This window comes from Lentzea aerocolonigenes (assembly GCF_000955955.1).
In the GTDB taxonomy this organism is placed as follows: domain Bacteria; phylum Actinomycetota; class Actinomycetes; order Mycobacteriales; family Pseudonocardiaceae; genus Lentzea; species Lentzea aerocolonigenes_A.
Genome location: NZ_JYJG01000153.1, coordinates 13660 through 38082 on the forward strand (window position 1 = coordinate 13660; position 24423 = coordinate 38082).

General features: G+C 70.6%; 22 protein-coding genes. 7 read left to right on the forward strand and 15 right to left on the reverse strand.

Annotated features, from left to right (window positions below; all coding sequences use genetic code 11):
* The first annotated feature begins 2 nt into the window (after nt 1-2).
* Nucleotides 3-788 carry a UbiA family prenyltransferase gene (locus UK23_RS22300; RefSeq protein WP_231114622.1) on the forward strand — a complete coding sequence of 262 codons (786 nt, stop codon included), beginning with the start codon at nt 3-5 and terminating at the stop codon, nt 786-788.
* A 305-nt stretch (nt 789-1093) separates the two neighbouring features.
* Nucleotides 1094-1576, forward strand: coding sequence for a hypothetical protein (locus UK23_RS22305; protein ID WP_052684937.1), 483 nt, complete (start codon nt 1094-1096; stop codon nt 1574-1576).
* An 11-nt stretch (nt 1577-1587) separates the two neighbouring features.
* Here the strand turns inward: UK23_RS22305 and UK23_RS22310 are convergent, their stop codons facing one another.
* Both UK23_RS22310 and UK23_RS22315 read right to left on the reverse strand, forming a co-directional pair.
* Entirely contained in the window at nt 1588-3000 is a 1413-nt protein-coding gene (locus UK23_RS22310) for an ATP-binding protein (RefSeq protein ID WP_045313530.1), read from the reverse strand.
* Nucleotides 3000-4667, reverse strand: coding sequence for an FAD-dependent oxidoreductase (locus UK23_RS22315; protein ID WP_045313531.1), 1668 nt, complete (start codon nt 4665-4667; stop codon nt 3000-3002). The genes UK23_RS22310 and UK23_RS22315 overlap by 1 nt, the downstream gene beginning before the upstream one ends.
* 71 nt (nt 4668-4738) lie before the next feature.
* Here UK23_RS22315 and UK23_RS22320 point away from each other — a divergent pair, with 71 nt between their 5' ends.
* Nucleotides 4739-5002: a UBP-type zinc finger domain-containing protein gene (locus UK23_RS22320; protein WP_045313532.1), complete on the forward strand. Its 264-nt coding sequence runs from the start codon at nt 4739-4741 to the stop codon at nt 5000-5002.
* 56 nt (nt 5003-5058) lie between these two features.
* Here the strand turns inward: UK23_RS22320 and UK23_RS50470 are convergent, their stop codons facing one another.
* Complete coding sequence (locus UK23_RS50470) at nt 5059-5247, reverse strand: hypothetical protein (protein ID WP_082114872.1); 189 nt, start codon at nt 5245-5247, stop codon at nt 5059-5061.
* A gap of 53 nt (nt 5248-5300) precedes the next feature.
* On the opposite strand from UK23_RS50470, the gene UK23_RS22325 reads away from it, so the two are divergent.
* Nucleotides 5301-5498, forward strand: coding sequence for a hypothetical protein (locus UK23_RS22325; RefSeq protein ID WP_156213311.1), 198 nt, complete (start codon nt 5301-5303; stop codon nt 5496-5498).
* Between the two features lie 2 nt (nt 5499-5500).
* Here UK23_RS22325 and UK23_RS22330 read toward each other — a convergent pair whose 3' ends face one another.
* From UK23_RS22330 to UK23_RS51815, 3 genes are read right to left on the reverse strand one after another with little or no spacing between them, the layout of a single operon-like run.
* Nucleotides 5501-6220: a DinB family protein gene (locus UK23_RS22330; protein ID WP_045313534.1), complete on the reverse strand. Its 720-nt coding sequence runs from the start codon at nt 6218-6220 to the stop codon at nt 5501-5503.
* A 10-nt stretch (nt 6221-6230) separates the two neighbouring features.
* Entirely contained in the window at nt 6231-10187 is a 3957-nt protein-coding gene (locus UK23_RS22335; RefSeq protein WP_045313535.1) for a CHAT domain-containing protein, read from the reverse strand.
* A 49-nt stretch (nt 10188-10236) separates the two neighbouring features.
* Nucleotides 10237-10386 carry a hypothetical protein gene (locus tag UK23_RS51815; RefSeq protein ID WP_156213312.1) on the reverse strand — a complete coding sequence of 50 codons (150 nt, stop codon included), beginning with the start codon at nt 10384-10386 and terminating at the stop codon, nt 10237-10239.
* 77 nt (nt 10387-10463) lie between these two features.
* On the opposite strand from UK23_RS51815, the gene UK23_RS22340 reads away from it, so the two are divergent.
* Nucleotides 10464-11150, forward strand: coding sequence for a DUF6338 family protein (locus UK23_RS22340; RefSeq protein ID WP_045313536.1), 687 nt, complete (start codon nt 10464-10466; stop codon nt 11148-11150).
* Nucleotides 11151-11159: 9 nt separating this feature from the next.
* Here UK23_RS22340 and UK23_RS22345 read toward each other — a convergent pair whose 3' ends face one another.
* The 9 genes from UK23_RS22345 to UK23_RS22385 form a co-directional block, all read right to left on the reverse strand.
* The gene (locus UK23_RS22345) at nt 11160-11831 is read right to left on the reverse strand and encodes a ferritin-like domain-containing protein (RefSeq protein WP_045313560.1); all 672 of its coding nucleotides are present in this window, start codon (nt 11829-11831) and stop codon (nt 11160-11162) included.
* Between the two features lie 75 nt (nt 11832-11906).
* On the reverse strand, nt 11907-13307 hold the full coding sequence (locus tag UK23_RS22350; protein WP_045313537.1) for a pyridoxal phosphate-dependent decarboxylase family protein: 1401 nt from the start codon (nt 13305-13307) through the stop codon (nt 11907-11909).
* Nucleotides 13300-14565, reverse strand: coding sequence for an ATP-grasp domain-containing protein (locus UK23_RS22355; RefSeq protein ID WP_045313538.1), 1266 nt, complete (start codon nt 14563-14565; stop codon nt 13300-13302). The genes UK23_RS22350 and UK23_RS22355 overlap by 8 nt, the downstream gene beginning before the upstream one ends.
* Before the next feature lie 5 nt (nt 14566-14570).
* Nucleotides 14571-15077: a hypothetical protein gene (locus tag UK23_RS52800; RefSeq protein ID WP_045313539.1), complete on the reverse strand. Its 507-nt coding sequence runs from the start codon at nt 15075-15077 to the stop codon at nt 14571-14573.
* 161 nt (nt 15078-15238) lie between these two features.
* Nucleotides 15239-15982, reverse strand: coding sequence for an ABC transporter permease (locus UK23_RS22365; RefSeq protein WP_045313540.1), 744 nt, complete (start codon nt 15980-15982; stop codon nt 15239-15241).
* A complete protein-coding gene (locus UK23_RS22370) occupies nt 15979-16746 on the reverse strand; it encodes an ABC transporter permease (RefSeq protein ID WP_045313541.1) in 768 nt (255 codons plus the stop codon). Before UK23_RS22370 ends, UK23_RS22365 begins: the two co-directional genes overlap by 4 nt.
* A complete protein-coding gene (locus UK23_RS22375) occupies nt 16739-17527 on the reverse strand; it encodes an ABC transporter ATP-binding protein (RefSeq protein ID WP_231114623.1) in 789 nt (262 codons plus the stop codon). Before UK23_RS22375 ends, UK23_RS22370 begins: the two co-directional genes overlap by 8 nt.
* Entirely contained in the window at nt 17524-18504 is a 981-nt protein-coding gene (locus tag UK23_RS22380; RefSeq protein ID WP_045313542.1) for an ABC transporter substrate-binding protein, read from the reverse strand. Before UK23_RS22380 ends, UK23_RS22375 begins: the two co-directional genes overlap by 4 nt.
* A gap of 69 nt (nt 18505-18573) precedes the next feature.
* Nucleotides 18574-19386, reverse strand: a complete 813-nt coding sequence (locus UK23_RS22385) for a methyltransferase domain-containing protein (protein WP_045313543.1) — start codon at nt 19384-19386, stop codon at nt 18574-18576.
* Between the two features lie 41 nt (nt 19387-19427).
* Here UK23_RS22385 and UK23_RS22390 point away from each other — a divergent pair, with 41 nt between their 5' ends.
* A complete protein-coding gene (locus tag UK23_RS22390; protein WP_045313544.1) occupies nt 19428-22223 on the forward strand; it encodes a helix-turn-helix transcriptional regulator in 2796 nt (931 codons plus the stop codon).
* Between the two features lie 68 nt (nt 22224-22291).
* Nucleotides 22292-24412 carry a DNRLRE domain-containing protein gene (locus tag UK23_RS22395; protein ID WP_045313545.1) on the forward strand — a complete coding sequence of 707 codons (2121 nt, stop codon included), beginning with the start codon at nt 22292-22294 and terminating at the stop codon, nt 24410-24412.
* Nucleotides 24413-24423: the final 11 nt, after the last annotated feature.

The following is a 24423-nucleotide window of genomic DNA, read 5'->3' on the forward strand; positions in this document are numbered from 1 at the left end:
CGTTGCCTTCTCTCGCCGTCACCGCGGTCGCCACCGCCTTGGCCGTGACCACCGGCAGGTCACCAGGAGGGCTGCTGGCCGTGGCGTCGGCCGTGCTGGCGGGCCAGCTCTCCGTGGGCTGGCTCAACGACCTCCTCGACGCCGACCGTGACGCGAGCGTCGGCCGCCAGGACAAACCCGTCGCCGCCGGTGCCGTGTCGCGCAGGCTCGTGGCCATCGCAACGCTCGTCGTTGCGGCGCTTGCGATCTGCTTGTCGCTGCTGTCCGGTGTGGACGCGACGGTGGTGCACGTCGTGATGTTGTGCTCGGCGTGGGCGTACGACTTCGGCCTCAAAGCAACGGCGTTCTCCGTTATGCCGTACGCAGTTTCGTTCGGCTTGCTGCCCGCGTTCGTGACACTCGGCGGCCCGGCGGCGCAATGGCCGCCGTTGTGGCTCATCGCCGCGGCCGGCGTGCTCGGCAGCGCGGCGCATTTCGCGAACGTGATCCCCGACCTGGAGGACGACGCCGCCACGGGGGTGCGCGGCCTCCCGCACCGCCTCGGCAAGACCGCCAGCGCGGGATCGGCGTCCGCGCTGGCGGTGATCACCGGAGTGGTCCTCGCGTTCGGCCCGCCCGGCCCGGTCACGACGGCGGGGCTGGTGGCGGTGCCGTCGTCGGTGCTGATCCTGCTGATCGGCCGGGTGCGCGGCCGGCGGCCCGGTTCGCGGGCGAACTTCAACGCGCTGCTCGCGGTGGCCGTCGTCGACGTCGCGCTGCTGATCATCACAGGGGGAGCGGAGCTGTGACTCAGCGCCCGCGCATGCCGGCACCGCCGCCTTCCGCACAGGCCGACGTGTGTCACGAGCGCTCCATGTGAACGTGGAATTCCGCTTCGGTCGTGCTCCGGCTACCCGTGACCTCACCGGGGAAACTGATGACAACGCGTCACCACGGAGAAGCCCTTCGACACGTACGGCACGATCACCAGGACGGTCACCTGGGAGCTGGGCCACCCACCCGGTGGGCCCGCCGGACAGCCGGGCGAGGATCGTGACGCCCGCGGAACGAGCCGCGGCCGGGAACCCACCCCGGACAACCCCAGGGAGCGCCGGTGAGGCTCATCAGGTTGGTCACCGTGCTGTTGCTCGCGGTGATGACCGCCGGCTGTCAGACGTCGTGGAACGGAGGAACGAACGTGCGCGACACCGGCACCGCCGAGAAGTCCGGAACCGGCGAGCTGCGAACCGACCTCGAGCCGCTCACCAAGCGGTTCACGGCACTCGACGACCCGGAGCACGCCCGCTGGATGTCGGGCACCTTCGGTTCCGACCGGGCACCCGGCCCGTCGACCTACTGGATCGACGCCGTGGTCACGCTGTCCGAGCGCAAGATCGACGAGCTGAAGACCACCTACGCCTCCGCACCCGCGGGAAAGAGCCCGGAGGTCGTGGAGGGGTTGCGCGCCGAACTCCCGGCGGGCGCGTTCCTGACCAGCGATCGTCTCGACCAGGCTTTCAGCCACGACAAGTGGTCCGCCAAGGCCTACCTCGTGCCGGAACGCCGCGTCCTGGTGCTCGTCGCCACCGGAACCTGACGGCGACGAGCTCAAGGACGGGCGTCCTCCAGGGGCAGCAGAACCTGGAACCGGGTGTCACCCGGTGCCGACTCCACCCGGATCTCGCCGTGGTGCTTGTTGACCACGATCCGCCACGAGATCTCCAGCCCGAGTCCGGTGCCCTCTCCGACCGGCTTGGTCGTGAAGAAAGGTTCGAAGATCCGGCTCTTCACCTCCGCCGGGATGCCGGGACCGGTGTCGCCGATCTCCACGACGAGGTGCTCGTCCCGCCGGAACGTCCGCACGGTCAGCGTGCCGGACCCGCCCATCGCGCTCAGCGCATTGTCGATCATGTTCGTCCACACCTGGTTGAGCTCGCCGGCGTACGCGGGGATGGCGGGCAGCGTCCGGTCGTAGTCCTTGACCACCTGCACCTCCTTGAGCTTGCCGCCGAACATGACCAGCGTGGAGTCGAGCAGCTCGTGCACGTCGACCACCTGGAACGGCGCGCGGTCCATCTGCGAGTACTGCTTGGCGGCACCGACCAGAGTGGACACTCGGGTGGTCGCGTCCTCGATCTCGTTCATCAGCATCTCGGTCTCGACCGTGTACCTGAGCCAGTACACGGCTGATGCGGTGACACCGACGGGGCACGCCGTGAGCGAGCTCTCCAGCCACTCGACGTCCAGCCCGGCCGCCACCAGGACCGGTGCGACGTCCCATCCGCCGCTGATGTCATGCGAGTCGAGCCAGTCGGCGACCTCGTCCTCGGCGTCGCTGGCCTCGAGCGGGCTGAGCTTCGGGGCCTTGGCGACCCGTTCGACCGCCTTCTCCTGCAGCTTGACCAGCGTGGGCAGGTCTGCCGGGTCGATCGAGCCCTGGGCCAGCAGGGCGAGCTTGTGCCGCATGCCCGCGACCCGTTCGCGCAGAGCGGCCGTCGCCCGCACCGCGGCCGCGGCCGGGTTGTTGAGCTCGTGCGTGAGGCCCGCTGCCAGTGCGCCGAGCGCGGTGAGCCGCTCGTGCTGGCCGACCGTCGCCTGGGTGTTGCGCATCCCCCAGAACAAGCCCTCCAGCAGGTGCATCGCCATCGGGAACCACGCGCGGATCGTCGGCCCGATCTCGTCGGCGTCGAACTGCAGCATCGACGTGGCGGTGATCGACTCGACGGTCATCTGGTAGGTCGGCTGGTCGAGCTCCAGGTAGGCCTGCGTGGCGCCGAAGTACGAGCCGCGCAGGCTGCTGCGGCTCACCTCGACCCGTTGCCCGCCGATGTTGCGGCACAGCGCGACCGTGCCTTCGAGCAGCACGAAGAAGCACGTCGCGGGCTCGCCTTCGGTGAGCACGGGCGTGCCGGCCTCGCGGGTCTCGATGTGACCGTGTCCGGCCAGCCAGTCCAGCTGGCCCTGGTCGAGCTTCTCGAACAGGAACAGTTCGCGCAGCTGCGCCGCGGTGGGCCTCTCCATCACGACCTCTCCAGGTAACGGTGGACCAGGGTGACCGCCATGGCGCCCTCACCGACCGCGGACGCGACCCGCTTCACCGAGTCCGCCCGGACGTCTCCCGCCACGAACACCCCCGGCACGTTCGTCTCCAGGTGGTACGGCGCCCGCTCGAGGTCCCAGCCGGCGGGTGAGCCGCCGAGGTCGGGCCCGGCGAGGAGGAACCCGTGCGAGTCCCGTGCCAGCGTGCCGTCCAGCCAGTCCGTGCGCGGGGCGGCGCCGATGAACGCGAACAACCAGCTCGCCTGAACGGTCGTAGTCTCGCCGGTCTTGTTGTGCAGCAACGTCAGCGTCTCGAGGTGATCTTCACCGGTGCCGCCGACGACCTCGGTGTGCGTGCGCACCTCGACGTTCGGGATCGCTTCGAGCTGGTCGATCAGGTACCGCGACATCGACTGCTCCAGCGAGTCGCCGCGCACCAGGATCACCACCTTGCGCGCGTGCCCGGAGAAGTAGACGGCCGCCTGCCCGGCCGAGTTCGCGCCGCCGACCAGGTAGACGTCCTGACCGGCGCAGTTCGGGCCCTCGGTGGTCGAGGCGCCGTAGTACACGCCCCGCCCGGTCAGCGCGCCGAGTCCGGGCGCGTCGAGCAACCGGTACGACACGCCGGTGGCGAGGATGACGGTGTGGGCGGCCAGTTCGGTGCCGTCGCCGAACCGCACGACGCGCGCGGCGCCCCGGCGTTCGAGGGCCACGACGTCACGGGTGGTGAGCAGCTCGACGCCGAACTTCACCGCCTGTCTGCGGGCCCGCTCGGTCAGCTGCCCGCCGGACACGCCGTCGGGGAAACCCAGGTAGTTCTCGATGCGGCTGCTGGTACCCGCCTGGCCGCCCGTGGCGATCCGTTCAACGAGGACGGTGCGCAGCCCTTCCGAGCCTCCGTACACCGCGGCGCCGAGCCCGGCGGGCCCGCCGCCCACGACGATGAGGTCGTAGAAGTCGGCCGACGGCCGCGTGCTCAGCCCGACCTCGGCGGCGAGGTCCGCGTCCGAGGGGTCGACGAGAGCCTTGCCCTGGGCGGTGACCACGACCGGCAGAGTTGTCCCGTCCTGATGCGCCGCGGTGAGCAGACAGCGTGCCTCCGGCTCGTCGAGCGCGTGCCAGCGGAAGGGAACGTTGTTGCGCGCCAGGAAATCCCGCACCTCGTAGGAACGCGGCGACCAGCGGTGCCCGACCACCCGCACCCGCTGCGGTGGCTGCCGGTCGCTCACGGCCCACGCGCGCAGCTGCTCGTCGAGAACCGGGTAGAGGTTCTGCTCCGGCGGATCCCACGGCTTGAGCAGGTAGTGGTCGAGGTCCACGACGTTGATCGCCTGGATCGCCGCGTCGGTGTCGGCGTACGCCGTGAGCAGGACCCGGCGCGCCTGCGGGAACACGTCCATGGCCTGTTCGAGGAACTCGATCCCGCTCATCTGCGGCATCCGGTAGTCGGCGAGCAGCGCCGCGACCTCCTCGCCCCGCAGCTTGATCTCGTGCAGCGCCTCGAGCGCCTGCGCCCCGGACTCCGCCCGCACGACCCGGTAGTGCTCGCCGTACATCCGGCGCAGGTCGCGTGCCACCGCCCGGGACACGGCCGGATCGTCGTCCACCGTGAGAATCGAAGGCCGCGCGACGCGGTCGGCAGTCGTCATGCGACCAGTCAAACACCAGCGTTCGACTTTCTGGAACTTGTCGATGACACCAATCGAGGTACTGTCGCGCCGTGGCAACTACCTGCGAACACGTCGCCGAGCTGGGCCCAGAGCCCGCTCCCAGCACGCTCGAGGGGTGCGAGGACTGTCTGGCCGCCGGCGGCAGGTGGGTGCACCTGCGCCTGTGCCTCGGCTGCGGCAAGGTCGCCTGCTGCGACTCCTCGCCCGCCAAGCACGCCTCGAAGCACTTCGCCGAGGAGGGGCACCCGATCATCCGGTCGTTCGAGCCGGGGGAGACCTGGCGCTGGTGCTTCGTGGACGACACGATCGTGTGACCTGCTGGGAGGGCCGGCATCTCGCCGGCCCTCCCAGCAGCGTTCAGCGGGCAGGATCAGATCTTGCCCGCGGCCACGTCGGCGAGCGTCACGCGGGACGACTTGTAGGTCACGACCGCGTACTTCGACGGGTTCGGCGAGTTCTTGGCCGGGAACACCTCGTCGCGGATGGGCAGGCCGTTGTCAGCGTTGATGGTCAGCGCACGCTCGGCCCGCGACGGCGTTGCTGTGGCTGCTGGGCACACTGGCGGTGTCCGCGGCGGTGGTGCTCGGATCGGGCGCAGTGCGGTGTTCCGCAGTGGACCAGATCGGCTACGCGCTGAACGCCGCCGCACCACTGGTGAAAACCGATGTGCAGCAACGATGTCAGGTCGCCACGAGCACGAGCGCCGGCCAGTTCGTCGTCGTGACGATGTGGGTGCTGCAGCTGATGGCCTGGGCGTTCGCGACGTTGTTCGTCGCGGGGTTCACCGGCCTGGTGCGCAAGACGACCTGAGCCTACTCGGCGTCCTGTGCCTCGATCAGGCCGAGGTCGCGCACGCAGAAGCCGTGGTGCTCGAATGTCTCCCTGAGTACCGTGCCGAGGCACTGCCGCACCGAGCGACCCCTGGCGTAAGGCGGCCAGACGTCGTCGTCCGGCACCGGCGCCCGCACCGCGAGCTGCGCGGCGGTGACGTCGTCGAGCCAGGCCTCGAGCTCCGCGGCCTGCGCGTCACGCACGCTCACGATCTCGTCGAGGTCCGGGTCGAGGGAGAGGTCGAGCCCGTGCGCTCCGCGGTAGGGCTCGACGGACGGCCCGATGCCCATCGGCGTGAAGAGCTCCGTCGAGCCCAGGCAGCAGCGGCGGAACCACGAGTCGTGGACGAAGACCAGGTGGCGCATCGTCTGCACCGCCGACCACTCGTCGTTCACACTGCGGCGCTCGATGCCCGGTGCACGGCGGATTCGCTCGATCGTGGCGGTCCAGCCGGCCTGGAGCCGCCGTGCCGCCTCGCGCAGATCGGCGGGGTCCTCGGAGCGGATCAGCACCCGCACCGGATGACGCCGGTCGAGCTCCGCCTCGACGTACTCGGTGACCTCGACACCGTTCACCACGAGGTTGGTGACGAGGCCGTCGATCACCGCGTCCTGCATGACGACGCCGATCAGGCGTGCCCCGGTCAGGTCGCACTCGCGGAACTCCGCACCGTGCAGATCCTCGTCGACGTACCGCGTCATGGTCCGACTCCTAGACTCCGATGTGGACGAATCCCGCCCACAGCAACGGTTCTGCCTTGCGTTGCGCACGCACGAGCAGAGCGACCTCACCGATGGCGGTCGCCGCGGCATCCGGCCCCGAGACCGCCACCTTGCGGTAGAACGCCTCCGCGACCTTCGCCGCCAGTTGGTCGCCCACGGCCCACAGCGTGCCGACGACCTGCCGGAAACCGGCGAGGAACAGGGCGGCGCCGAGGTGGATCGACTCGTCGGACAGCTCGGGTGCCCCCATCGCCGTCCGGCACGCCGACAGGTACGCGAACTGGGCGTCGTCCGTGCGCACCTTCGCGATGTCCAGCACGCTCAGCACCCCGTCGGCCAGCACGATGCCACTGGCAGACGGGGCCTTCGGGTCGTGCGCGCCGTGACAGGACACGTGGACGAACCGGTGCCGCGCGAGCTCGCGGGCCGCGGCGTCACGAGTCGCCTGCAGGTTCAGCAACGACTTGTGCCGAGCGCTCGGCAACACCCGTTCGACAGCGGCGACCTCGGCCTTGACGTGGACGAGCGCCAGGTTCTCGTCGGGGTGGTCGTCGAGCGCGATGGTGAGGAATTCCTCGATCTCCTGCCCGGCGCCGCGACGGGGAAGCGCGGTCGCGAGAGACCGCAGGCTCGGCACGTACGAAGAGACCGCGAGATCGAGGCACGAGCGTCCGGTCGTGGCGTCGGTGGCGGCGTGCAGCGGCATCATCGCCAGCGGCCCGGTCGGGCACCAGAACAACCGCGGCCGGCTTCCGGACTCGGGCAGAGCCGCGAGCACGGGCGCGACGACCACGTGCCACGACCAGTCGAGGACGGCGGTCGCCACCCGCTGGGCCTCGCCGATGGTCTCCTGGTCGCCAGTGCCGAGCGCGTTGGTCGCGGAGACCAGGAAACCGCACCACTGGTCGATCTCCGGCGCGGTCATGCCGGGCAGCTCGATCGCCTGGACGTCGTCGCGGCGGACGATGATCGCGTGGCCCTGCTCGCCGTGCGCCACCAGCACCACCACCGACTCGGCGGCGTCGAGCTCCAGTTCGGCCGAGCCCTCCTGCCGCCACAGGATCGACCGGCCGTGCTCGATCAGCTCGAGCGCCCGCCGCACCTCACCCGACCTGATCGCGAACGTCGCCGCGCGCGAGACGTGGCGCTGGTACTTGACCAGGAACCGTTCCTGGTCGCTGCGGGGAAGCCCTTGCCAGGCAACGGAACCGAGCAGCCGGATGACCTCCTCCCAAGCGCCGATCGCGTCGGTGGGCGAGCCGCCGTCCTCCGCCAGCCGCGCCCAGTCGACCCCGGCGTTGAGCCGGGTCTCCGCCGGGGCCTGCGGCGCGCGAACGATGTGCTGGCACAGCTCCATCGCCTCGGTCGGCGAACCCCCGTACAGCGTCAGCGCGGCGGCCAGAACGTAGGCCACGTCGTACCGCCTCGGCTCGTCCGGCCCGAACCCGGCCAGTTGGTCCCGCAGGATCCGCAGGCCTTCTGCCTGGTCGTCCGGGCGTGCGGACGACGTCTCCGACCGGTGCAGCAACGCCTGCGCCAGCGACACCCTCCGGTTGTGCGACGCCGCGTGCCCGGCGGGGGTGCCTTCCAGGGCGGCGTTGAACAGCCCCACGATCTCGTCCGGATCCGAACTCCGGCCCTGGGCGGCTCGGTAGAGCAGGAACCCGCCGAGGTTGTGCTGCGCCATCGCCCGGTCCGGGTGGTCGTCGGGCAGGGCGTCGAGCGCGGCACGCATCGCGGTGAGCGCCCGGTCCAGGTCGGCCGGGTCCTCGCTGAACGCGAACCGCTTCCGGTACCTGCCGGCCAGTCCGTTGTGGATGGCGAACCGCCCCGCGGCGCTGGTGCGGTCGTCGATCAGTCCGCGGGCGTGTTCTCCCAGCGCCACCGCCTCGTCGAGGTCGGTCTTGCTGCCCATGACGTCGAACCGCTCGGTGAGCTTGTGCGACAGGTTCGCCAGCATCAGCGGGTCGGCCGGCCTGAGTCGCACCGCCTCGCGCATCGCCGTGATCGAACGGTCGAGATCGCCTCTGTCGCCGGTCCTCGCGAACCGCGAGATGTGCGCGCCGGAAAGATCGGAGAGGACCACGGAGCGGAACTGCGTGCCCGTCTTCTTCACGAGGAGCTCGCCGAGCAGGCCGATCGCACGATCGAGATCGTCCACGGGGGTGACGGCCGAGGGCGCGCCGATCAGGCCGGCGCCGAGCGTCCAGCGCGCATGGTCGTCGGTCGCCGTCGCCTGCCGGAGTTCGGGCATCTCCTCGTGCATCGTGCTGACCCGGTACCTGAGTTCCTCGAACATCGTCTGGTCGTCGACGACGACCATCGCTCGTGTGCAGAGGCCGTACAGCGGCTCCGCGACAGCCGCCAGCGAGCCGGCTGTGCGTGCGATCTCGTGGAGATCGATCACCAGGTCGGCGAAGCCGGAGCGCGTCGCGCGGTTGTCCGGGAGCTCCGCGTCCGGCTGGTCCAGCAGGCGGATCGCGGCGAGCCAGTCCTCGAGGTTCTGGTCGCGGCCGAACCGCTTCCGCAGCAAGTCCGCGTGCAGAAGGGCGTATCCGTAGGCGTGATGGCTGATCTCCTCGCAGATCCGGACGGCCTCGTCCAGTTCGGCGTCGGCGCCCGTCCGCCGGTAGTTGGAGGACAGTGCGTTCGCGAGCGCGGCCAGGTCACCTGGCGAGCCGTTCGCGGCGATCCGGCGGTGCACCTCGATGAACGCCCTGCCGTCGCCGGGTTCCGCCGCGCGGTTGAGGTACTTCAGGTGCAACGACGACAGCGTCGACAGCAGCGCCTTCCGGCCTGCCTCCGGGATGACGTCGGCCACCGGCTCGATGATCTCGATGGCCGCCTTCAGCGTGGCGGGAGAAAGCTCGGCGCCCGAACTGCTCCACACGTTCGCGATCAGCATGAGCTGCACGGCCAGGAAGTTGACGAGATCGCCGAACTCGGTGTGCGTCCTGATCGCGTGTGCGCACATCCCGAGCAGGACGAGCATCTCGCGATCGGGGAGGTCGATCGGGGCGTACCGCTCCTTCCGGTGGGCGGCCCATTCGCGCACGGTCTCCCTCGCGAAGACGCCGCGCGAGTCGTCGTACCCGGACTCCGTGTAGAGCCCGAACAGCACGCTCAGCAGACTCGGCCTGCCGGTCGCCTTGTACCGGTTCGTCACGATCAGGACGACCAGTTCCTGGTGGAAGTTCTGGTCGCCCTTCTCGTGCAGCGCGTCGCACAGCGCCGTCACGACGCCCGCGGCCACGCCGGCCGTGTCGGGCAGGCTCTGCAGACAGTCCGAGAGCAGCCCGCCGGCCTCCAGCCTGCGCTCCTCCTCGTTGCGCTCGTCGGCCGTCAGCATCGCCGACGCCGCGAGGCCGATGGCACGCAGGAGATCTTCTTCGTGCTGGAAGGACTCGTACCTCGAACGCAGCAGACTGCCGAGCAGCCACCGGGTCCGGTGGTCCGCGGACCGCTGCGACCGCGCGTCCAGTTTGGCGATCGCCTCGTTGAGGTCGGAAGGGCTGTACGCCACGGTGTAGCGCAGGACGAGCAGGTCGGCCTCTTCGTCCGCCGCTTCGGGGAACTCATCGGCGTACGCGCCCACCTCGGCGATCGCGGTGTCCAGCGTGGCGCGCGACGGATCCCGCTGCGCCCGCATGCCCCACGCGGTGGCCATCGCGACCACCGCGCTCCGGCGGGAGTCCGGCAGGTTCGCGACGATGCGGAACATCGCGATGGCCTCGTCGAAGAGGCCGTCCTCGCCGCCGGCGTTCCACCAGGTGACCAGCGCCCAGCCGAGCAGCCAGACGTCTTCCACACGCAGCTCGTCCTGCCCGCAGCTCAACACCAGGGCGCGAGCGGCCTCGACGGCGGCTTGAGCTGCTTCGGCGGTCGGTGTCTCCCGCGCCTTCGCGTGCAGTTCCGCGGCTTGCGCACGGAGAGCATCGATGTCCACCGAACGAACGTATCGCGACTACGCCGGCCTTCGGGCGCGAACGAACTCGTTACTGCTTCGCGGGCGGCGGCGGGGGAGGAGGCGCGTCCGCGGTAGGAGGCAACTGCGCGTGGCCCGCCACCGCATGGCCGCGGACGTGATCCGGGCCGTCGTCGGAGAAGTCGATGTCGGCGAACTCCGGATCCGGTGGTGACGACACGGGGTGACTCCGTCCAGCCGCTGAAAAGATCTTCGTGACACAATCATAGGCCGCGGAGCACCACTGGGAGGGGTGGCATGGTCCCCACGACGTTGGTCGGGCTGGTCCTGTTCATCGCATTGCTGACCCCCGGCTTCGCCTACAGCGCACGGCGCGAGCGCTCAGGGCCGGAGCGGCAGTTCTCGGCGTTGCGCGAGACCGTGGCGATGGTCGTGGTCAGCGTGGTGTGCGACCTGGTCGTGCTGTCCCTGGCACTGGTGGTGTGGTCGGCCTGGCCGCGGCAGACCGTCGACCTCACCGCACTGTTCACCCGTCCCGGCGACTACGCGGTGCAGCACCACGTCGCGCTCTGGATCTGGGGCGTGGGCCTCGTCGCCGCCGCCTCGCTGCTGGGCGCCCTGGTCGCGGGCCCGATGTTCGACCGGCTGCGCAGGAGGAACGAATCCACGTTCCTCTCCGCCTGGGGACGCCTGTTCACGGCACATCCCGACTGCCGGGTGCACGTGGGCTGTCACCTGTCGGACGGCACCTACGTGGCCGGGTGGTTGCTCACCTACAGCCGCTCGGCGACGGACATGGCCGATCGCGAGCTCACGATCAGCGGTCCCGTGCAGTACCGGGCCGCTGGGCAGGACGAGGCGGCGGAACTCTCGAACGTGGGCGCAGTGGCGGTGAGCGCCCGCCAGCTGACGCTGCTGCAGGTCAGCTACGTCCGCGTCGCGCAGCCGTCCGCACCAGCTGAAGCAGCCGAGGCCGGAAAGTGAGCAGCCCGTTCAGCCAGGACGATGCGCCTCGCCGTCCATTATCCCTTGCCGGCGCACGATTTCGAGCGTCTGCACGACGAACTGCCACGGCCTGACGCCGAGCTGGCGCAGCCCTGGTGCGTGGTCGTGCGCGACTGTCACCACGGCCCCGGCGAACAACATCCACCAGAACGCTCGTGCAGGCCGGCGGACCCGGCCGAGCCGGGCTTGGTGGAACGGGACGTGCCGCTCCTCGTCCCGCAGAATCCGATCCGCGACGTCAGCGGTGAGCGGGTCATGACTGCCGTCGCGCAACGCGCGGTAGTACCGCAGCGCCACGGTTTCCGCGATGAGCAGCACCATCAGCTCCAGTCGCAGTCCCAGCGCCCGGCGCAGCCGCACGAACACCGCGTCCGTCCAGTGTGAACCGATGGTCGGCTGGCCGGCCGACCGCAGCAGATGTTCCAGCATCCGCGCGTGGTTCTGTTCCTCGGCGACGAACAACCGCACCGCCGCGCCGTACGTTCCGCCGCCCGCCTTGGCGATCAGGTTGGCGCCGTCGCCGGACTCGCCGACCTGGAACCGTTGCACGCTCTTGACGACGTCGGGGTGCAGCCGGGCACCGGCGGCCCAGTCGGGGTCACCTGTTCGCTTCCGGCGCGCCGCTTCGGACTCGAAGTTCTCGACCCATGTGGTGAACATGACGGGAAGACGGCTGGGGAACCGCATGCGTTGGCCGGGTTGTGGGGAGGTTCTGTGAAGGTTCGGTGTGCGTGTTCAGCAGGCCCGTCCGGCCTCGACGATCGCGGCGAGCACGAGGTCCAGGTCGGCCTGCGTGGTGCGCGGGTTGATCGTGCACAGCCGCAACGCCAGCGCGTCGTCCACCGTGGTCGTCGCGATGAGCAGGTGACCGCTCTCGTTGATCTCACGGCAGATCGCGGCCTGCACGTCGTCCGTTCCTCCTCGGTACCGCAGGCAGACGATGCCGAGGCTCGGTCCTGCCACCAGGTCGAGCTCCGGGTTCTCCTCGGCACGGGCGGCGACGTGTTCTGCCTGGTCGAGTCCGCGGTCGATGGCCGCGCGGAACGCGGCCACACCGAAACCCTTGAGCGACAACCAGAGTTTCAGCGCGCGGGCGGCCGTGGTGAACTGCACGCCGTGGTCGGACAGGTTCGTCTCGGCGTCCGCGGGCCTCGAGAGGGCGAGGTAGCCCGTCTGGGCGCGGAACCTGTCGATCGTGAACGCGCGGCGCAGCACCTCCGGGTCACGCACCAGCACACAGCCGATCTCGTACGGCTGGAACAGCCACTTGTGCGGGTCGATCACAACGGAGTCGGCTTCGTCCAGTCCGCGCAACGCTTTCCGGCCGCGTTCGGTCAACGCGGCGGCGGCGCCGTGTGCGCCGTCGACGTGCAGCCACAGCTGTTCCTCGCGGCACAGCGCGGCCAGCCCTGGCAACGGGTCGATGGAGCCGGTCCCGGTCGTGCCCGCGTTCGCCACCACGAGGAACGGACGCAGGCCGCTCGTCCGGTCCGCGTGGACCTGGCGCCGCACCACGTCCGGTTCCACGACCGGCAGCATCCGCACCTGCTCCTGCCGCAGCCCGATGATGTGACACGCGCGCAGCACGGCGGGATGGGTCTGGTCCGAGCAGTAGAGCACCCCGCCGGTCGCGTCGGTGCCGAGGCGGTCGTCGCGTGCGGCGGCGAGCGCGGTCAGGTTGGCCAGCGCTCCGCCGGGGGTGAACACCCCGCCGGAGCCGCCGGGCAGGCCGAGCAGGTCGGCGAGCCACCGTGCGGTGACCAGCTCGACGGCGGCGGGTCCCGCGCCGACCGGCCAGGCACCGGGAGAGGTGTTGAAGCCGGAGGCCAGCAGATCGCCGAGCACACCGAGGAAGTTGTTCGCGCTGGGGATGAACGCCAGGCAGCCGGGATGTCCGAGCCGCAACGACCGCGGCAGGACCTCCGCGGCGAGGAAGCCGATCAGCGCGCCCGGATCGGCCGGCCCCTCCGGCACGGGCTCGTCCAGCACGTGCCGCAGCTCGTCCGGTGTCGCCAGGGTGCGCACGGGCTGGTCGCGCAGTCCGGTGAGGTGGTCCACGACGAGGTCGACCACCTGGTGGCCGAGTTCGCGCATGCGGTCCGGCGGCAGGTCGACCCATCCCGACGGTTCAGTCATCCTCGATCACGAGCTCCTGCCGCACGGCCCTGATCCACCGCAGTGCCTCGGCGGAGAGCTCCGGGTGCGCCCGTACCGGCGCGACCGGGCCCGGCAGCTGCAGCACCGCGAGCTCCTCTCCCGGCCTGATGCGGTCACCGGGATGCGCGTGCGCCCACAGCAGTGCCTCGCCGGGCCGCAACGCCGCGAGATCGCCTTCGCCTTGAGGCAGGAGCCGGCCCTGCGCCAACAGGTGCACTCCTGACGCGACGCCGGTTCGGAGCACTCCGGCTCGGTCGGCGGTGATGACGATCTGGCTGAGCCTCAGGCACGGGGTGCGGACTTCCTCGACCGGCACGGACTGCAGCAGCGAGGCGAGCACGTGCGTGCCGAGGCAGGGGAGCAGTCCCGCGGCGCGTTCCTGGGCCTGAACCAGTGACACCACAGTCTGGAACCGGGGGTTGATCTCGATCGCCAGCGCGGCGCCCGCCGGCGTGACCAGCAGATCCAGCCCGAACGCCCCGAGAAAACCCAGCCGCCCCAACTGGTTCCCGACCGCGGCGCACACCTCGCGGCAGCGCGCCGCGGCACCGGAGGGGAGGTCGTCGTCGGCGATGAGCTGGTTGCCGCAGTGCGCGCCCCAGTACGGCGTGAGCGACGGAATCCCGACGAGCTGATGGGACAACGCGGACACGACGGTGCTCTGCCGCATCACGCATCCGCTCACCGTCACGGGAACGCCGGGCACGTGAGCCGACACCCGCAGCGTCTCGCCGCTCCACTCCCGCAGCACGCCGGTGAGCTGTTCCGGTGTCGTGACGAACCGGGTGCCCTTGCCGGTGAGGTTGTTGGCGCGGCGCTGCACGACGAGAGAACCCGTTGCGTCAGCTGGAAAGTCGTCCGTCACGACCCACGTGCGAGGCGTGGCCACCCCGGCCCGCTCGAACAACGCCAGCGAGGTGATCTTGTCCGCCGCGGTGGCGACCGCTGCGCTGTCCGCGGCGAGCAGGCGAAGTCCCGCCGCGGCCGCCCAGGCGCGTGCTCCGAGGCCGTCCTCCGGCGCGAAACTGACGGCGACGCCCCGAGGCGCGGGACAACTCGCCGGGAGCTCGACGTCCGTCTCTCTTCTGTGGTCGCGGCGGGCAATGCGCAACCACGGGATCACCGGTGCGGCCGAAGCACCGAGAAAAGGGGACCGGTCCTGCCAGGTGAGGTCGGGCGCGTGCCGGCGTAACAGGTTCGTGCCCTCGCCGGACGGTACGCCGCTGATGGTCAGCACTGCGGTCAGAGGACCGTGAAGGTGCCCACTGAGGACTGTCGCGTGATCCCTTCGTCCGACAGGCACAGCAGCAGATCGGTCGTCGGTGCCGCCTGCACCGCCTGAGCGGACCGCCCGGCGAACACGCCGCCGGTGATCGTGCCGATCTTGGTGATCACGTCGGCACCCGGCGCGGACGTCACGGTCACGGTGTAGGTGAAGGCGCTGGTGCTGCCGTCCCCCCAGGTGATGACCCTGGTCTCCGGCACGGCCGCGAGCGGTTCCAGGCATCCGGCGCTGCGGTCCACGACGAACTCGCTGTCCCCGGTCGCCGCGACGGCCCCTCCGAGCCCGGTGCACGAGGTGTACTCGTCCCGCACCGTCGTGCGCAGCGGCCGCGGCACCAGCACGACGCCGGGCGAGTACGACCAGTGCGACGAGGTCGTGCAGACCACGGCGGCGGGTGCGTCCGCGAGCGCCGGCGCACCAGGCACGGCGACCGGCACCAGTGCGGCCACGGCAACGCCGAGCACGCGAGTTGACTTTGCGAGGTGGGCCACGTGTTCACATCCGGACTTGGTGGGGTGGAAGGGCGTCAGGATGCTAATGATCAAGTGCTGACCTCCGTAAGAAGGTGTCACCCGAACGTGTTCGGCAGTGCGGCCTGCTTCCGGACCCTCGGCTGCCCTGCGGGCTACTGGTCTGATCGCTGCCAGTCGCGCAGGAGATGTGCCTCGACGCGGGCGAGGACGGCGGCGGTCAGGTGACCGAAGGTGCCGACGAGGAGGAGCAGGCCCCAGACGGCAGGCGCGTCGAGGTTCTGCTGGCGTTCGACGAGAAGACGGCCGATGCCGTGTCCCGTGCCGAAGATGTCGGCGAGGAGCGCCACGATCATCGCGATGGACGACGCCACGCGGGTGCCGAGCACGATCGCCGGTGTGAGGGACGGCAGGACGAACTTCCGCCAGCGTTCAACCCGCGAGAAACCAAGTGTGCGTGCGGTTTCGAGCCGGACGGCGGGGATGGCTCGCGTGGCGGTGACGGCGTTGAGCAGGATGGGCCAGACCACGGCGAACGCCACCGTGAGGACGCCTGTCAGCCGGCCTGTGCCGAGCAACAGCACGGCGACCGGCACGAGCGCGGCTCCTGGCACCGTGGCGACGAAGTCCAAGGACGGCGTCAGCGCGCGGTCGAGGTGGCGGGACGACCCGATTGCCGCGCCGGTGAGCGCACCGGTGATGACGGCGAGGGCGAGGCCGAGTACGTAGGTCGACAGGGTCTCCGCGAGTGCCGCCACCAGTTCGCCGTCGGCGTGCAGCTCGGCCAGGGAGCGGAACCACTCGGCCGGTGGTGGGAGTGCGATCGAGGCGGGGTCGCCCATCAGCTGCCACCCGGCGAGCAGCGCGACGAGGGGAAGGAGTCCGCGGGAACCTTTCACGTCGCGCCCGCCTGGTCGAGGTTCACCGCACTGCCGGGCAGACCGATCCGGACCGCGCGGCGCAGCGTCGCGTTGAGCACAGCGCCGACGACGCCGCAGGTCAGGGCGTAGGCCCACATGCGCGCGGGATCGAGTGCCTGCATGGACTGGATGAGGCCGCCACCGAGACCTTCGGGTGTCATGATCATCTCGGCGACGACGGTGACCAGCAGCGCGATCATCCCGGCGACCCTGGCCCCGGCCAGCCATGCCGGGAGCACGGCGGGGAACACGATCGTGCGGAGCTTCTTCGTCCTCGTGAGTCGCAGCGTTCGCGCGACGTCGTGCAGGCGCGCGGGAACGGTGGCGACCGCGCCCGCCGTGTTGACCAGCACGGGCCATTGGGCGGCCCAGGTCGCGAGGATCAGCTCGGTGCCGGGGCCAGGACCGAACTGCAGCAACGCGACAGGCAGGAGTGCGACCGCGGGGATCGTGCGCAGGAAGTCGACCGAGGCCATGAGATGGACCCGCACCGGCGGCAGGGAACCGATCGCGAAGCCGAGGGCGCCACCCAGCGCGAGCGCGAGTGCGGCCGCGAAGACGACGATCGCGAGGGTGTGGGCGAGGTCGGCGGCGAGTTCGCCCGACGCGGTGAGCGCGACCAGCGACTCACCGACGTCGACCGGTGCGGGCAAGTAGTCGTAGCGCAGCACACCGGTTGACACCAGCACTTGCCACGCGCCGGTGAAGGCGAGCGGGACCAGCAGCCCGGCGCGACTAACCATGATCGGCGCGCAGGGCTTCCCAGAGTTGGTGCCGGACTCGCAGATATCCGGGTAGTTCTCGGGTGGCGAGCTGGTCGCGCGGGCGGGGCAGGCCGGTCGGCAGGGCTCTGGTGATGGTGCCCGGTGCGCCGGCGAGGACGAGCACGCGGTCGCTGAGGTAGATCGCCTCGTCCAGGTCGTGGGTGATGAACACGATCGTCGTGCGGGTCTGCGCGTGGATGTCGAGCAGCACGTCCTGCAGAGTCGCCTTGGTGAGCGCGTCGAGTGCGCCGAACGGCTCGTCCATCAGCAGGACGGTCGGTTGCACCGCCAACGCCCTGGCGATCTGGACGCGCTGTGCCATGCCGCCGGAGAGGCGCCGCGGGTACTCCTTGCCGCGTCCGTCCAGTCCGACCAGACCCAGCGCCCGCTCCACCCGCGAACGCCGCTCCCGCCGGGGCACCCTGCCCTCCAGTCCGAGGGCGACGTTGCGCTCAACGGTGCGCCACGGCAGCAGTGCGTTGTCGTAGTCCTGGAAGACCACGACGACGTCGGCAGGCGGTCCGTGCACCGCGCGGTTGCCCAGGAACACGGTGCCCGAGGAGGGGGCGAGCAGGCCGCCGAGCACCCGCAGCAGCGTGGTCTTGCCGACTCCGGAACGGCCGACGATGCCGACGATCTCGCCGGGGGCGACGTCGAAGGAGATGTCCCGCACGATCTGCCGGGGGCCGTCGGTGGAGTTCAGCCGAACCCCGAGAGAGTCGACCTCGTACGCGACCGCGGTCCGCTCGGCGGTGCTCACGGATGGTCCTGCCAGACCAGCGCGCGCACGTCGGGTTCGGTGTCGATGGTGCCGACGGCCCGGGAGATGGCGACGTACGGGCGCAGGTCCTCCGGCGTGATGTCGATCGTCCACTCGGGCAGCGGCGACCGCTGGGCGACCTCGGATGGCATCGCCAGCCACGTTTGCAGGTACTCGCGGGCCTCGGCGTCGTGGCCGTTCAGGTAGTCGACGGCCTCCTGCAGCGACTTGCGCCAGGCCCTGATCACGCCGGGATGCTCGCGCGTGTACGCCGCAGTGGCCGCGAACAGTGCCGTCATGCCGCTGGTGACCTTGCCATCGCTCGCTTTCCGCACCGCCGCGGTGACCACTTCGGACTGCAGGTGGAACCCGCGGTCCAGCAGTGCGCCGCTGAACGGGATTCCGGCCACGACGGCATCGACGCGCCCTGCGTCCAGCTGGTCGCCCATCGCCGGGAACGGCGTCTGCACGAACTCGACCTCCTTGAGGCCGACGTTCTCCTTCAGCAGCAGGTACTTCAGGGAGTCCGTGATCGTGCCGGTCAACGCGGGGACGGCGATCTTGCGGCCCCTGAGCTTCCCGAACGAGTCGAGGGATCGGTCCTTGGTGAACAGGGCGCCGTTCGGGCTGCCGGGCGTCGAGCGCTGCATCCGGTTGACCACCTGGAGGTCCAGGCCCTTGCCGGCGGCCACCAGCACGATCGTCGGGAGGCTGAAGGCGATGTCGTACTGGCCGTTCGTCAACGCGGGCGCGAACGTCGCGGGGTCCTGGGCCTCGGTCCGCTCGATGCGCAGCCCGTTGCGCGCGAAGATCCCCCGCTCGTCCGCGACGTGCACCGGCAGCGTGCTGCCCAGCGGGATCATCGCCACCCGAACCCGGGTGACCCCGTCCGGCGAGGACGGTGCATCGCTTCCGCAGGCGGCGACCGCGCCGGTCAGCAGCAGGACCGCCGCAGCGCGGATCCAGTTCCTCTTCATGGCGGGCCACCTCGTTGACAACTCGTATGCGTTATCGATCGATCACAGCCGGATGTAACAGCAGCTCACTCAATGCGGCCGCCGTCCCCACACCGAGACCATCCACAGCGCCGCGGGAAACAACCGATCGGGCTCGGCTAGGCAGGCGCGGTACCGGTCGACGTCGGCGGCGGTCATCAGGCCGGCGGTGACGATCTGGTCCTTGACGAGGTCGACCGTCGCCAGTGTGAACCTCGCGACCGGCCGCGTGCGCAGTGGCACCGCGAAACTCTCACCTCCGAGGTCGCTCAGCCCAGCACCGCGCACCAGTTGCGGCACCCGGAGGCCGAGGCCCGGGTCACCGCCGCGCCGCACGATCAGGGTGTTGATCGCGCGCCGCATCTGGTGGGCGAGGACGGCGGCCTCGTCGTCCGCGGGCTCGAGGCACTCGGTCGGCGCCGAGCTCATCTGCTCCAGCAGCAGCCATCCACCCGGCTTGAGAGCCGCGATCATCGGCTGCAGCGCCGTCAGGGGCGCGAAACCCAGCACGGCGCGGGCGTGCACCAGGTCGAACGCCGCCTCCGGCAGCGCGTCGGCGCCGATGTCGTGCGTGCGCAGCTCCAGGTTCGGGGCCGGCGGCGCCGCGAACACACTGGTGTCGATGTCAGTGGCGAGCACGTGTCCCGCCGGGCCGACGCGGTCGCTCAGGTAGCCGGCGATCGAGCCGTGGCCCGCGCCGACCTCGAGACACCGCCAGCCGGGACCGACGCCCAGGCCGTCCAGGTGCCGGCGGGTGGCCGGGTCGTACAGGTCCTCCAGCAGGGCGAGCCGGGCGCCCGCGTCCGGTGTGGAGTTGCCGAACGGGTAACAGGACGCTGCCGCACACCGACTGTCAGGGCACATGGGCTGATGATCGAGGCGGCGAACCGATGCACCAACGGGGAATGCCCGCAGCTTCGACCGAAGGATTACTCGACCGCGACGACGACCTCGGTCAGATCGACCGGGCCCTCGCCCGAGCCCTGACCGGCGATGGCCAGGTCCTGCTGATCGAAGGTGCGCCCGGCATCGGGAAGACGACCCTGCTCGCGGAGTTGCGCAGACGAGCCCGCGCCGGGGGAACGACCGTGCTGGCCGCCCGAGGTGGCGAGCTGGAGCGCGATTTCGGGTTCGGGATCGTCCGCCAGCTGCTCGAGGCACAGGTGGCCGGCGCCGCCGAGGACGAACGCGATCGGCTGCTGGCCGGTGCGGCCAGCCTGGCCGCCCCCGTGTTCACCGCGACCGATGTCCAGGAGAACAGCGGCGACGTCACCTACGCGACACTGCACGGGCTGTACTGGCTGGTCGCGAACCTCGCGGAGCAAGCGCCCCTGGTGCTCTCCGTGGACGACGCCCAGTGGGCCGACGCGCCGTCTCTGCGCTTCCTCAACCACCTCGCGCACCGGCTCGACGGCCTGCCGGTGATCATCGCGCTGACCGCGAGGCCGGGGATCGCGGCGCACCGCGACGATCTGCGGTCGCTGGCGCTGGAGGCAGCGATCACGATCCTGCCGCAGCCGCTGAGCGAAGCGGCGGTCGGTCACCTGGTCCAGGCCGGTCTCGGTGCCGACGCACCGGCAGCGCTGCGGCTGGCCTGCCGGGAGGCAACGGGTGGGAACCCGTTCCTGCTCGCGGAGCTGCTCGGGGAACTGCGCCGCGGTGCGGATCCCGATCCGGCGGTCGTTCCGCACCTCGCACCGGAGCGGATCGCGGCTTCCGTGCTCCTGCGCGTCAGCCGGCTGCACCCGGCGGCACCGGCGCTCACCCGCGCGGTCGCGGTGCTCGGTCCACACGCGACACTGGCCAACTGCTGCCGGCTGGCCGAGCTGAGTCCCGCCGCGGCGCGCTCACTGGTCGACTCGCTCGCCGACCTCGGCGTGCTGGAGGGTGGCGACCCGCTCCAGTTCGTCCACCCGATCGTCCGCACGGCCATTTACGACGACTTACCGGCTGCCGAACGCTCGGTGTCGCACGCCGCGGCGGCGCGACTGCTGGCCGATCTCTACGCCGACCAGGAGACGATCGCGGTGCACCTGCTGAGCACCCGTCCCGCAGGGGATCCGGCGGTGGTCGAGGTGCTGCTCGAGGCGGCTCGCAGGACGATGTCCAGTGGCGCGCCGGACACCGCCGCGGCGCTGCTGCGCCGAGCGATCGCGGAGCCCCCGTCCGACGGTGATCGGCCGGAGGTCGTGCTCGAACTGGCACGCGCCGAACACGAGCTGAACTCGGCCGAGGCCCCTCGTCTGTTCCTGCTCGCGGCCGAGGACGCGGCCGATCCGGTGGTCCGCGCCCGCGCGTTGATCGGCTACGCCTGGGCGGTGCATCCCGACGTGGCCCGCCTGCGTCCCCACCTGGATTCGTGCCGAGAAGCGGCGTCGGCGGTGCGCACGCAGGATCGGGAGCTCGCGCTCGAACTGGAGGCGGCCCGGCTCGGCGCGCTGCTGTTCAGCCGTGACCTCCCGACGTCCTTCGAGGACGAGGTCGAGCGCTTCCGCGACCTGCCTGGACGCACGGCGGCCGAATGCCTGCTGCTGTCCTTCGTCGCCCGCAAGGCACTGGCCGGGCGGGACGTCGCCGAGGCGGTCGCGTTCGCCCGCCGGGCCGCGGCGCACCCGACGCTCACCAGTCGCGCCGGGCACCCGCTGTGGCGGACGAACATCATCTTTCCGCTGCTGGCGGACGAGCAGTACGACCTCGCCGAGCAGATCCTGTCCAGGGCGCTGCTCAACGCGGAACGCTCCGGCTCGCCGCAGTGGCTCGGCCGGATCGGATGGCTGCGCGCCGTCGTCCGGCACTGGCGCGGCGACCTGCGTGGTGCCGAAGCCGATGCCCGGCTGGTGATGGAACGACAGCGCCCGGGCAAAGGGGTCAACGCCTGCGTTCTCATGGCGCAGATCCTCCTCGACCAGGGACGGACCGAAGAATGCGCGGCGATGCTGGCCGGGCGCGGGCTCGACGGACACTCGGAGCACGACATGCCGTCGGTCTGGTTGCTGACGACGACCGGCCGGCTGAGGGCCGCTCTGGGTGATCTCGACGGAGCGCGTTCCGATCTCGAGGAGGCGCTCGACCGCGCGCAGAACTTCCGCAACCGGGTGCCCAACGAACACGACATCCGCGTCGCGCTGGTGTCCGTCCTGCACGCTCTCGGCGATGAGAGCGCCGCAGCCTCCCTGGCTCACGACGCACTCGAAGCCGCTACCGCCACCGGCGTCCGACGAGCCAGGGGAGGGGCGCTGCGGGTGAGCGGCCTGGTGCACGGAGGCACGGCCGGGTTGGAACAGCTCCGCCAGGCCGCCGGGATCCTCGCCGAGTCGCCGTCGCTGCTGTGGCGGGCCGAGGCACTGGTCGACTACGGAGCCGCCCTGCGCCGCCACGGACAGCGCACCGCGGCCCGCGACCCGCTGCGCGAAGGCATGGACCTGGCCCACCGCTGCGGTGCGGCATCGTTGACCCAACGCGCCGCCGACGAACTGCGAGCCGCGGGCGCCCGGCCTCGGCGGATGACCGAGACCGGCGCCGACGCGCTCACTCCGAGCGAACGCCGCGTCGCCGAGCTCGCCGCCGCGGGCAAGACCAACAAGGACATCGCGCAGTCCCTCTTCGTCACCCTGCGCACCGTCGAAATGCACCTCTCCAACGCCTACACCAAGCTCGGCATCGATTCCCGGCAAGGCCTCGCGCACGCACTGGCCCGCTGAAATCCTTCGGTCGGTGCTTCGGTCCGGCCCCGTCGTGTGCGGTTCCCCGCGCGCGGAACGTGGCTGCCATGAACAGAGCGCTGATCGTTGTGGCCGTCGCGGGTGTCATCTCGATGGCGCCGGTCGCGCCGGCGTCCGCAGGTACCTACGACACCGGGCTCGTCAGCGCGGCTCCCGGTGGCACGGCCGGTGACGGGAGCTCGCGCGATGCCTCGTTCTCGGCCGACGGGAAGTTCGTCGCGTTCACCTCGGACGCGGACAACCTCAGCGACTCGGACGACAACGCCTACACCAACGTCTTCGTCCGCGACCTGGTGAACGCGAGGACGATCCTGGTCAGTGGCGCGGACGGCAACGCGGGCAGTCCGTCCATCTCCGCCGACGGACACCGCGTCGCCTTCACGACCGAGGGCGCCGATACCTGCCTCAACGAATGGGGCGAGCTCGCGGCGTGCGTCAACGTGTTCGTGCGCGACATCGTCGATGGCACGACAACGCTCGTCAGCCGGGCATCGAACGGTGGTCCTGCGAACGGAACCTCTGCCGCTCCCGCGATTTCGGCTGACGGGCAGAAGGTGGTGTTCTACTCGGTCGCCGCGAACCTCAGCGACTCCGATCAGGACAGCTGCGGTACCTGGCCGTACGAGGTTCCGTGCACCAAGGTGTTCGTGCGCGACCTGGCGGCCGGCACCACCACGTACCTGACGGACGGCTGGGCCACCTCGTGCGGGCCCGCGATCTCGCCGGACGGAGGCTATGCCGCCGTCGAGTCGGGCAGCGGCATCGCGAGGGTGAACCTGCAGGACCACACCCAGACCTGGGTGAGCCTGCGCGGTGACGGCTCCTGGATCTTCCCGGCGTCCTGTCCTGCGATCTCACGGGACGGCCTCCGGGTCGCCTTCGCCGGCATCGAGCACTCGGGTGACATCACGTGCAGCTCTCCGCCTGGAGGGTGCGACAACGGGGACGAGGTCTACGTCCGTGATGTGCGGGCGGGCACGACGACGTGGGTGAGTCAGCACGCCCCGTTCCCGTCCTACGGCCACAAACCCTCGAACGACCCGTCCATCTCCGCGGACGGACGCTTCGTCGCCTTCGACACCGCCAACCCGAACCTCACCGCCGCCGGTGCCGGCGCGTACGTGTCCGACCTGACGACCAACGCATTGACCTTCGTGTCGCAGGGCGATGATCCGTCGCTCTCGGCGGACGGATCGGTGGTGGCCTTCGACGCCGAGCCCCCCGGCTACGCGACCCGCAACGTCTTCGCCCGCGAGCGGGTCTCGCCCACACCTGTCGGCGCGGACCTGTCGGTGACGCTCACCGCCTCGACCACCTCGCCCGCGGTCGGTCAGAACGTGACCTACACGATGACGGTGACCAACGCGGGCCCCAACGCCGCCACCGGTGTGACGGTGGGAGGGAACGGTCCGTGGTGGGGTTCGAACCTGGTCTCGGCGACACCGTCCCAGGGTTCGCACGACTCGGTCACCGGGCTCTGGACGGTCGGCACGATCCCCGCGGGTGCCGGCGCGACCCTTCAGGCCGTCGTCAAAACCAGTGCCGGCACGAACACCTACTACGCAACGGTGAACACGTCCGATCAGCCCGACCCGGACTCCACCCCCGGCAACTACAACCTGGCGGAGGACGACCAGGCCTCGGTCACGATCACGGCCGCGGCGAACTGTGCGGCGGCCACGACCACCGCTACCGGTGACAGCTGGGTCGGCCAGAACGAACCCGCTACCGCCCACGGCACGGACGCCACGCTGCGAGCACGCAGCAAGGCCAATGCCAACGCGCGCACTCTCATCCGCTTCCCGCTCCAGGCGATTCCGGCCGGCTGCCAGGTGTCCGGCGCGAAGCTGCGGCTGTACAGCTCGACCGCCGCAACGGGCCGAACGCTGTACCTCAACCGGCTCGCCGCACCGTTCACCGAATCCAGCGTGACCTGGAACAACCAGCCGGCCGTGACCGGAACGTCCGCCAGTGCGTCCTCCCACGCCGGTTGGGTCGAGTGGAACGCGACCGACCAGGTCAAGGCGATGTACGCCGGCAGCAACCACGGCTTCCGCGTCCGAGACGCGTCCGAGAACGCCGGCACCGCCGCCGAACAACGCTTCACCAGTCGCGAGAACACCACCAACAGGCCCGAACTGATCGTCACGTTCAGCCCGAGCCCGTGAACCGATCGGAG

Coding starts and splice junctions, on each gene's coding strand:
- UK23_RS22310 (WP_045313530.1), bottom strand. CDS start 3,000: ATGGAGAGGCCCACCGCGGCGCAGCTGCGCGAACTGTTCCTGTTCGAG.
- UK23_RS22315 (WP_045313531.1), bottom strand. CDS start 4,667: ATGACGACTGCCGACCGCGTCGCGCGGCCTTCGATTCTCACGGTGGAC.
- UK23_RS22330 (WP_045313534.1), bottom strand. CDS start 6,220: ATGACGCGGTACGTCGACGAGGATCTGCACGGTGCGGAGTTCCGCGAG.
- UK23_RS22340 (WP_045313536.1), top strand. CDS start 10,464: ATGGTCCCCACGACGTTGGTCGGGCTGGTCCTGTTCATCGCATTGCTG.
- UK23_RS22345 (WP_045313560.1), bottom strand. CDS start 11,831: ATGTTCACCACATGGGTCGAGAACTTCGAGTCCGAAGCGGCGCGCCGG.
- UK23_RS22350 (WP_045313537.1), bottom strand. CDS start 13,307: ATGACTGAACCGTCGGGATGGGTCGACCTGCCGCCGGACCGCATGCGC.
- UK23_RS22370 (WP_045313541.1), bottom strand. CDS start 16,746: ATGGTTAGTCGCGCCGGGCTGCTGGTCCCGCTCGCCTTCACCGGCGCG.
- UK23_RS22380 (WP_045313542.1), bottom strand. CDS start 18,504: ATGAAGAGGAACTGGATCCGCGCTGCGGCGGTCCTGCTGCTGACCGGC.
- UK23_RS22385 (WP_045313543.1), bottom strand. CDS start 19,386: ATGTGCCCTGACAGTCGGTGTGCGGCAGCGTCCTGTTACCCGTTCGGC.
- UK23_RS22390 (WP_045313544.1), top strand. CDS start 19,428: ATGCCCGCAGCTTCGACCGAAGGATTACTCGACCGCGACGACGACCTC.
- UK23_RS22395 (WP_045313545.1), top strand. CDS start 22,292: ATGAACAGAGCGCTGATCGTTGTGGCCGTCGCGGGTGTCATCTCGATG.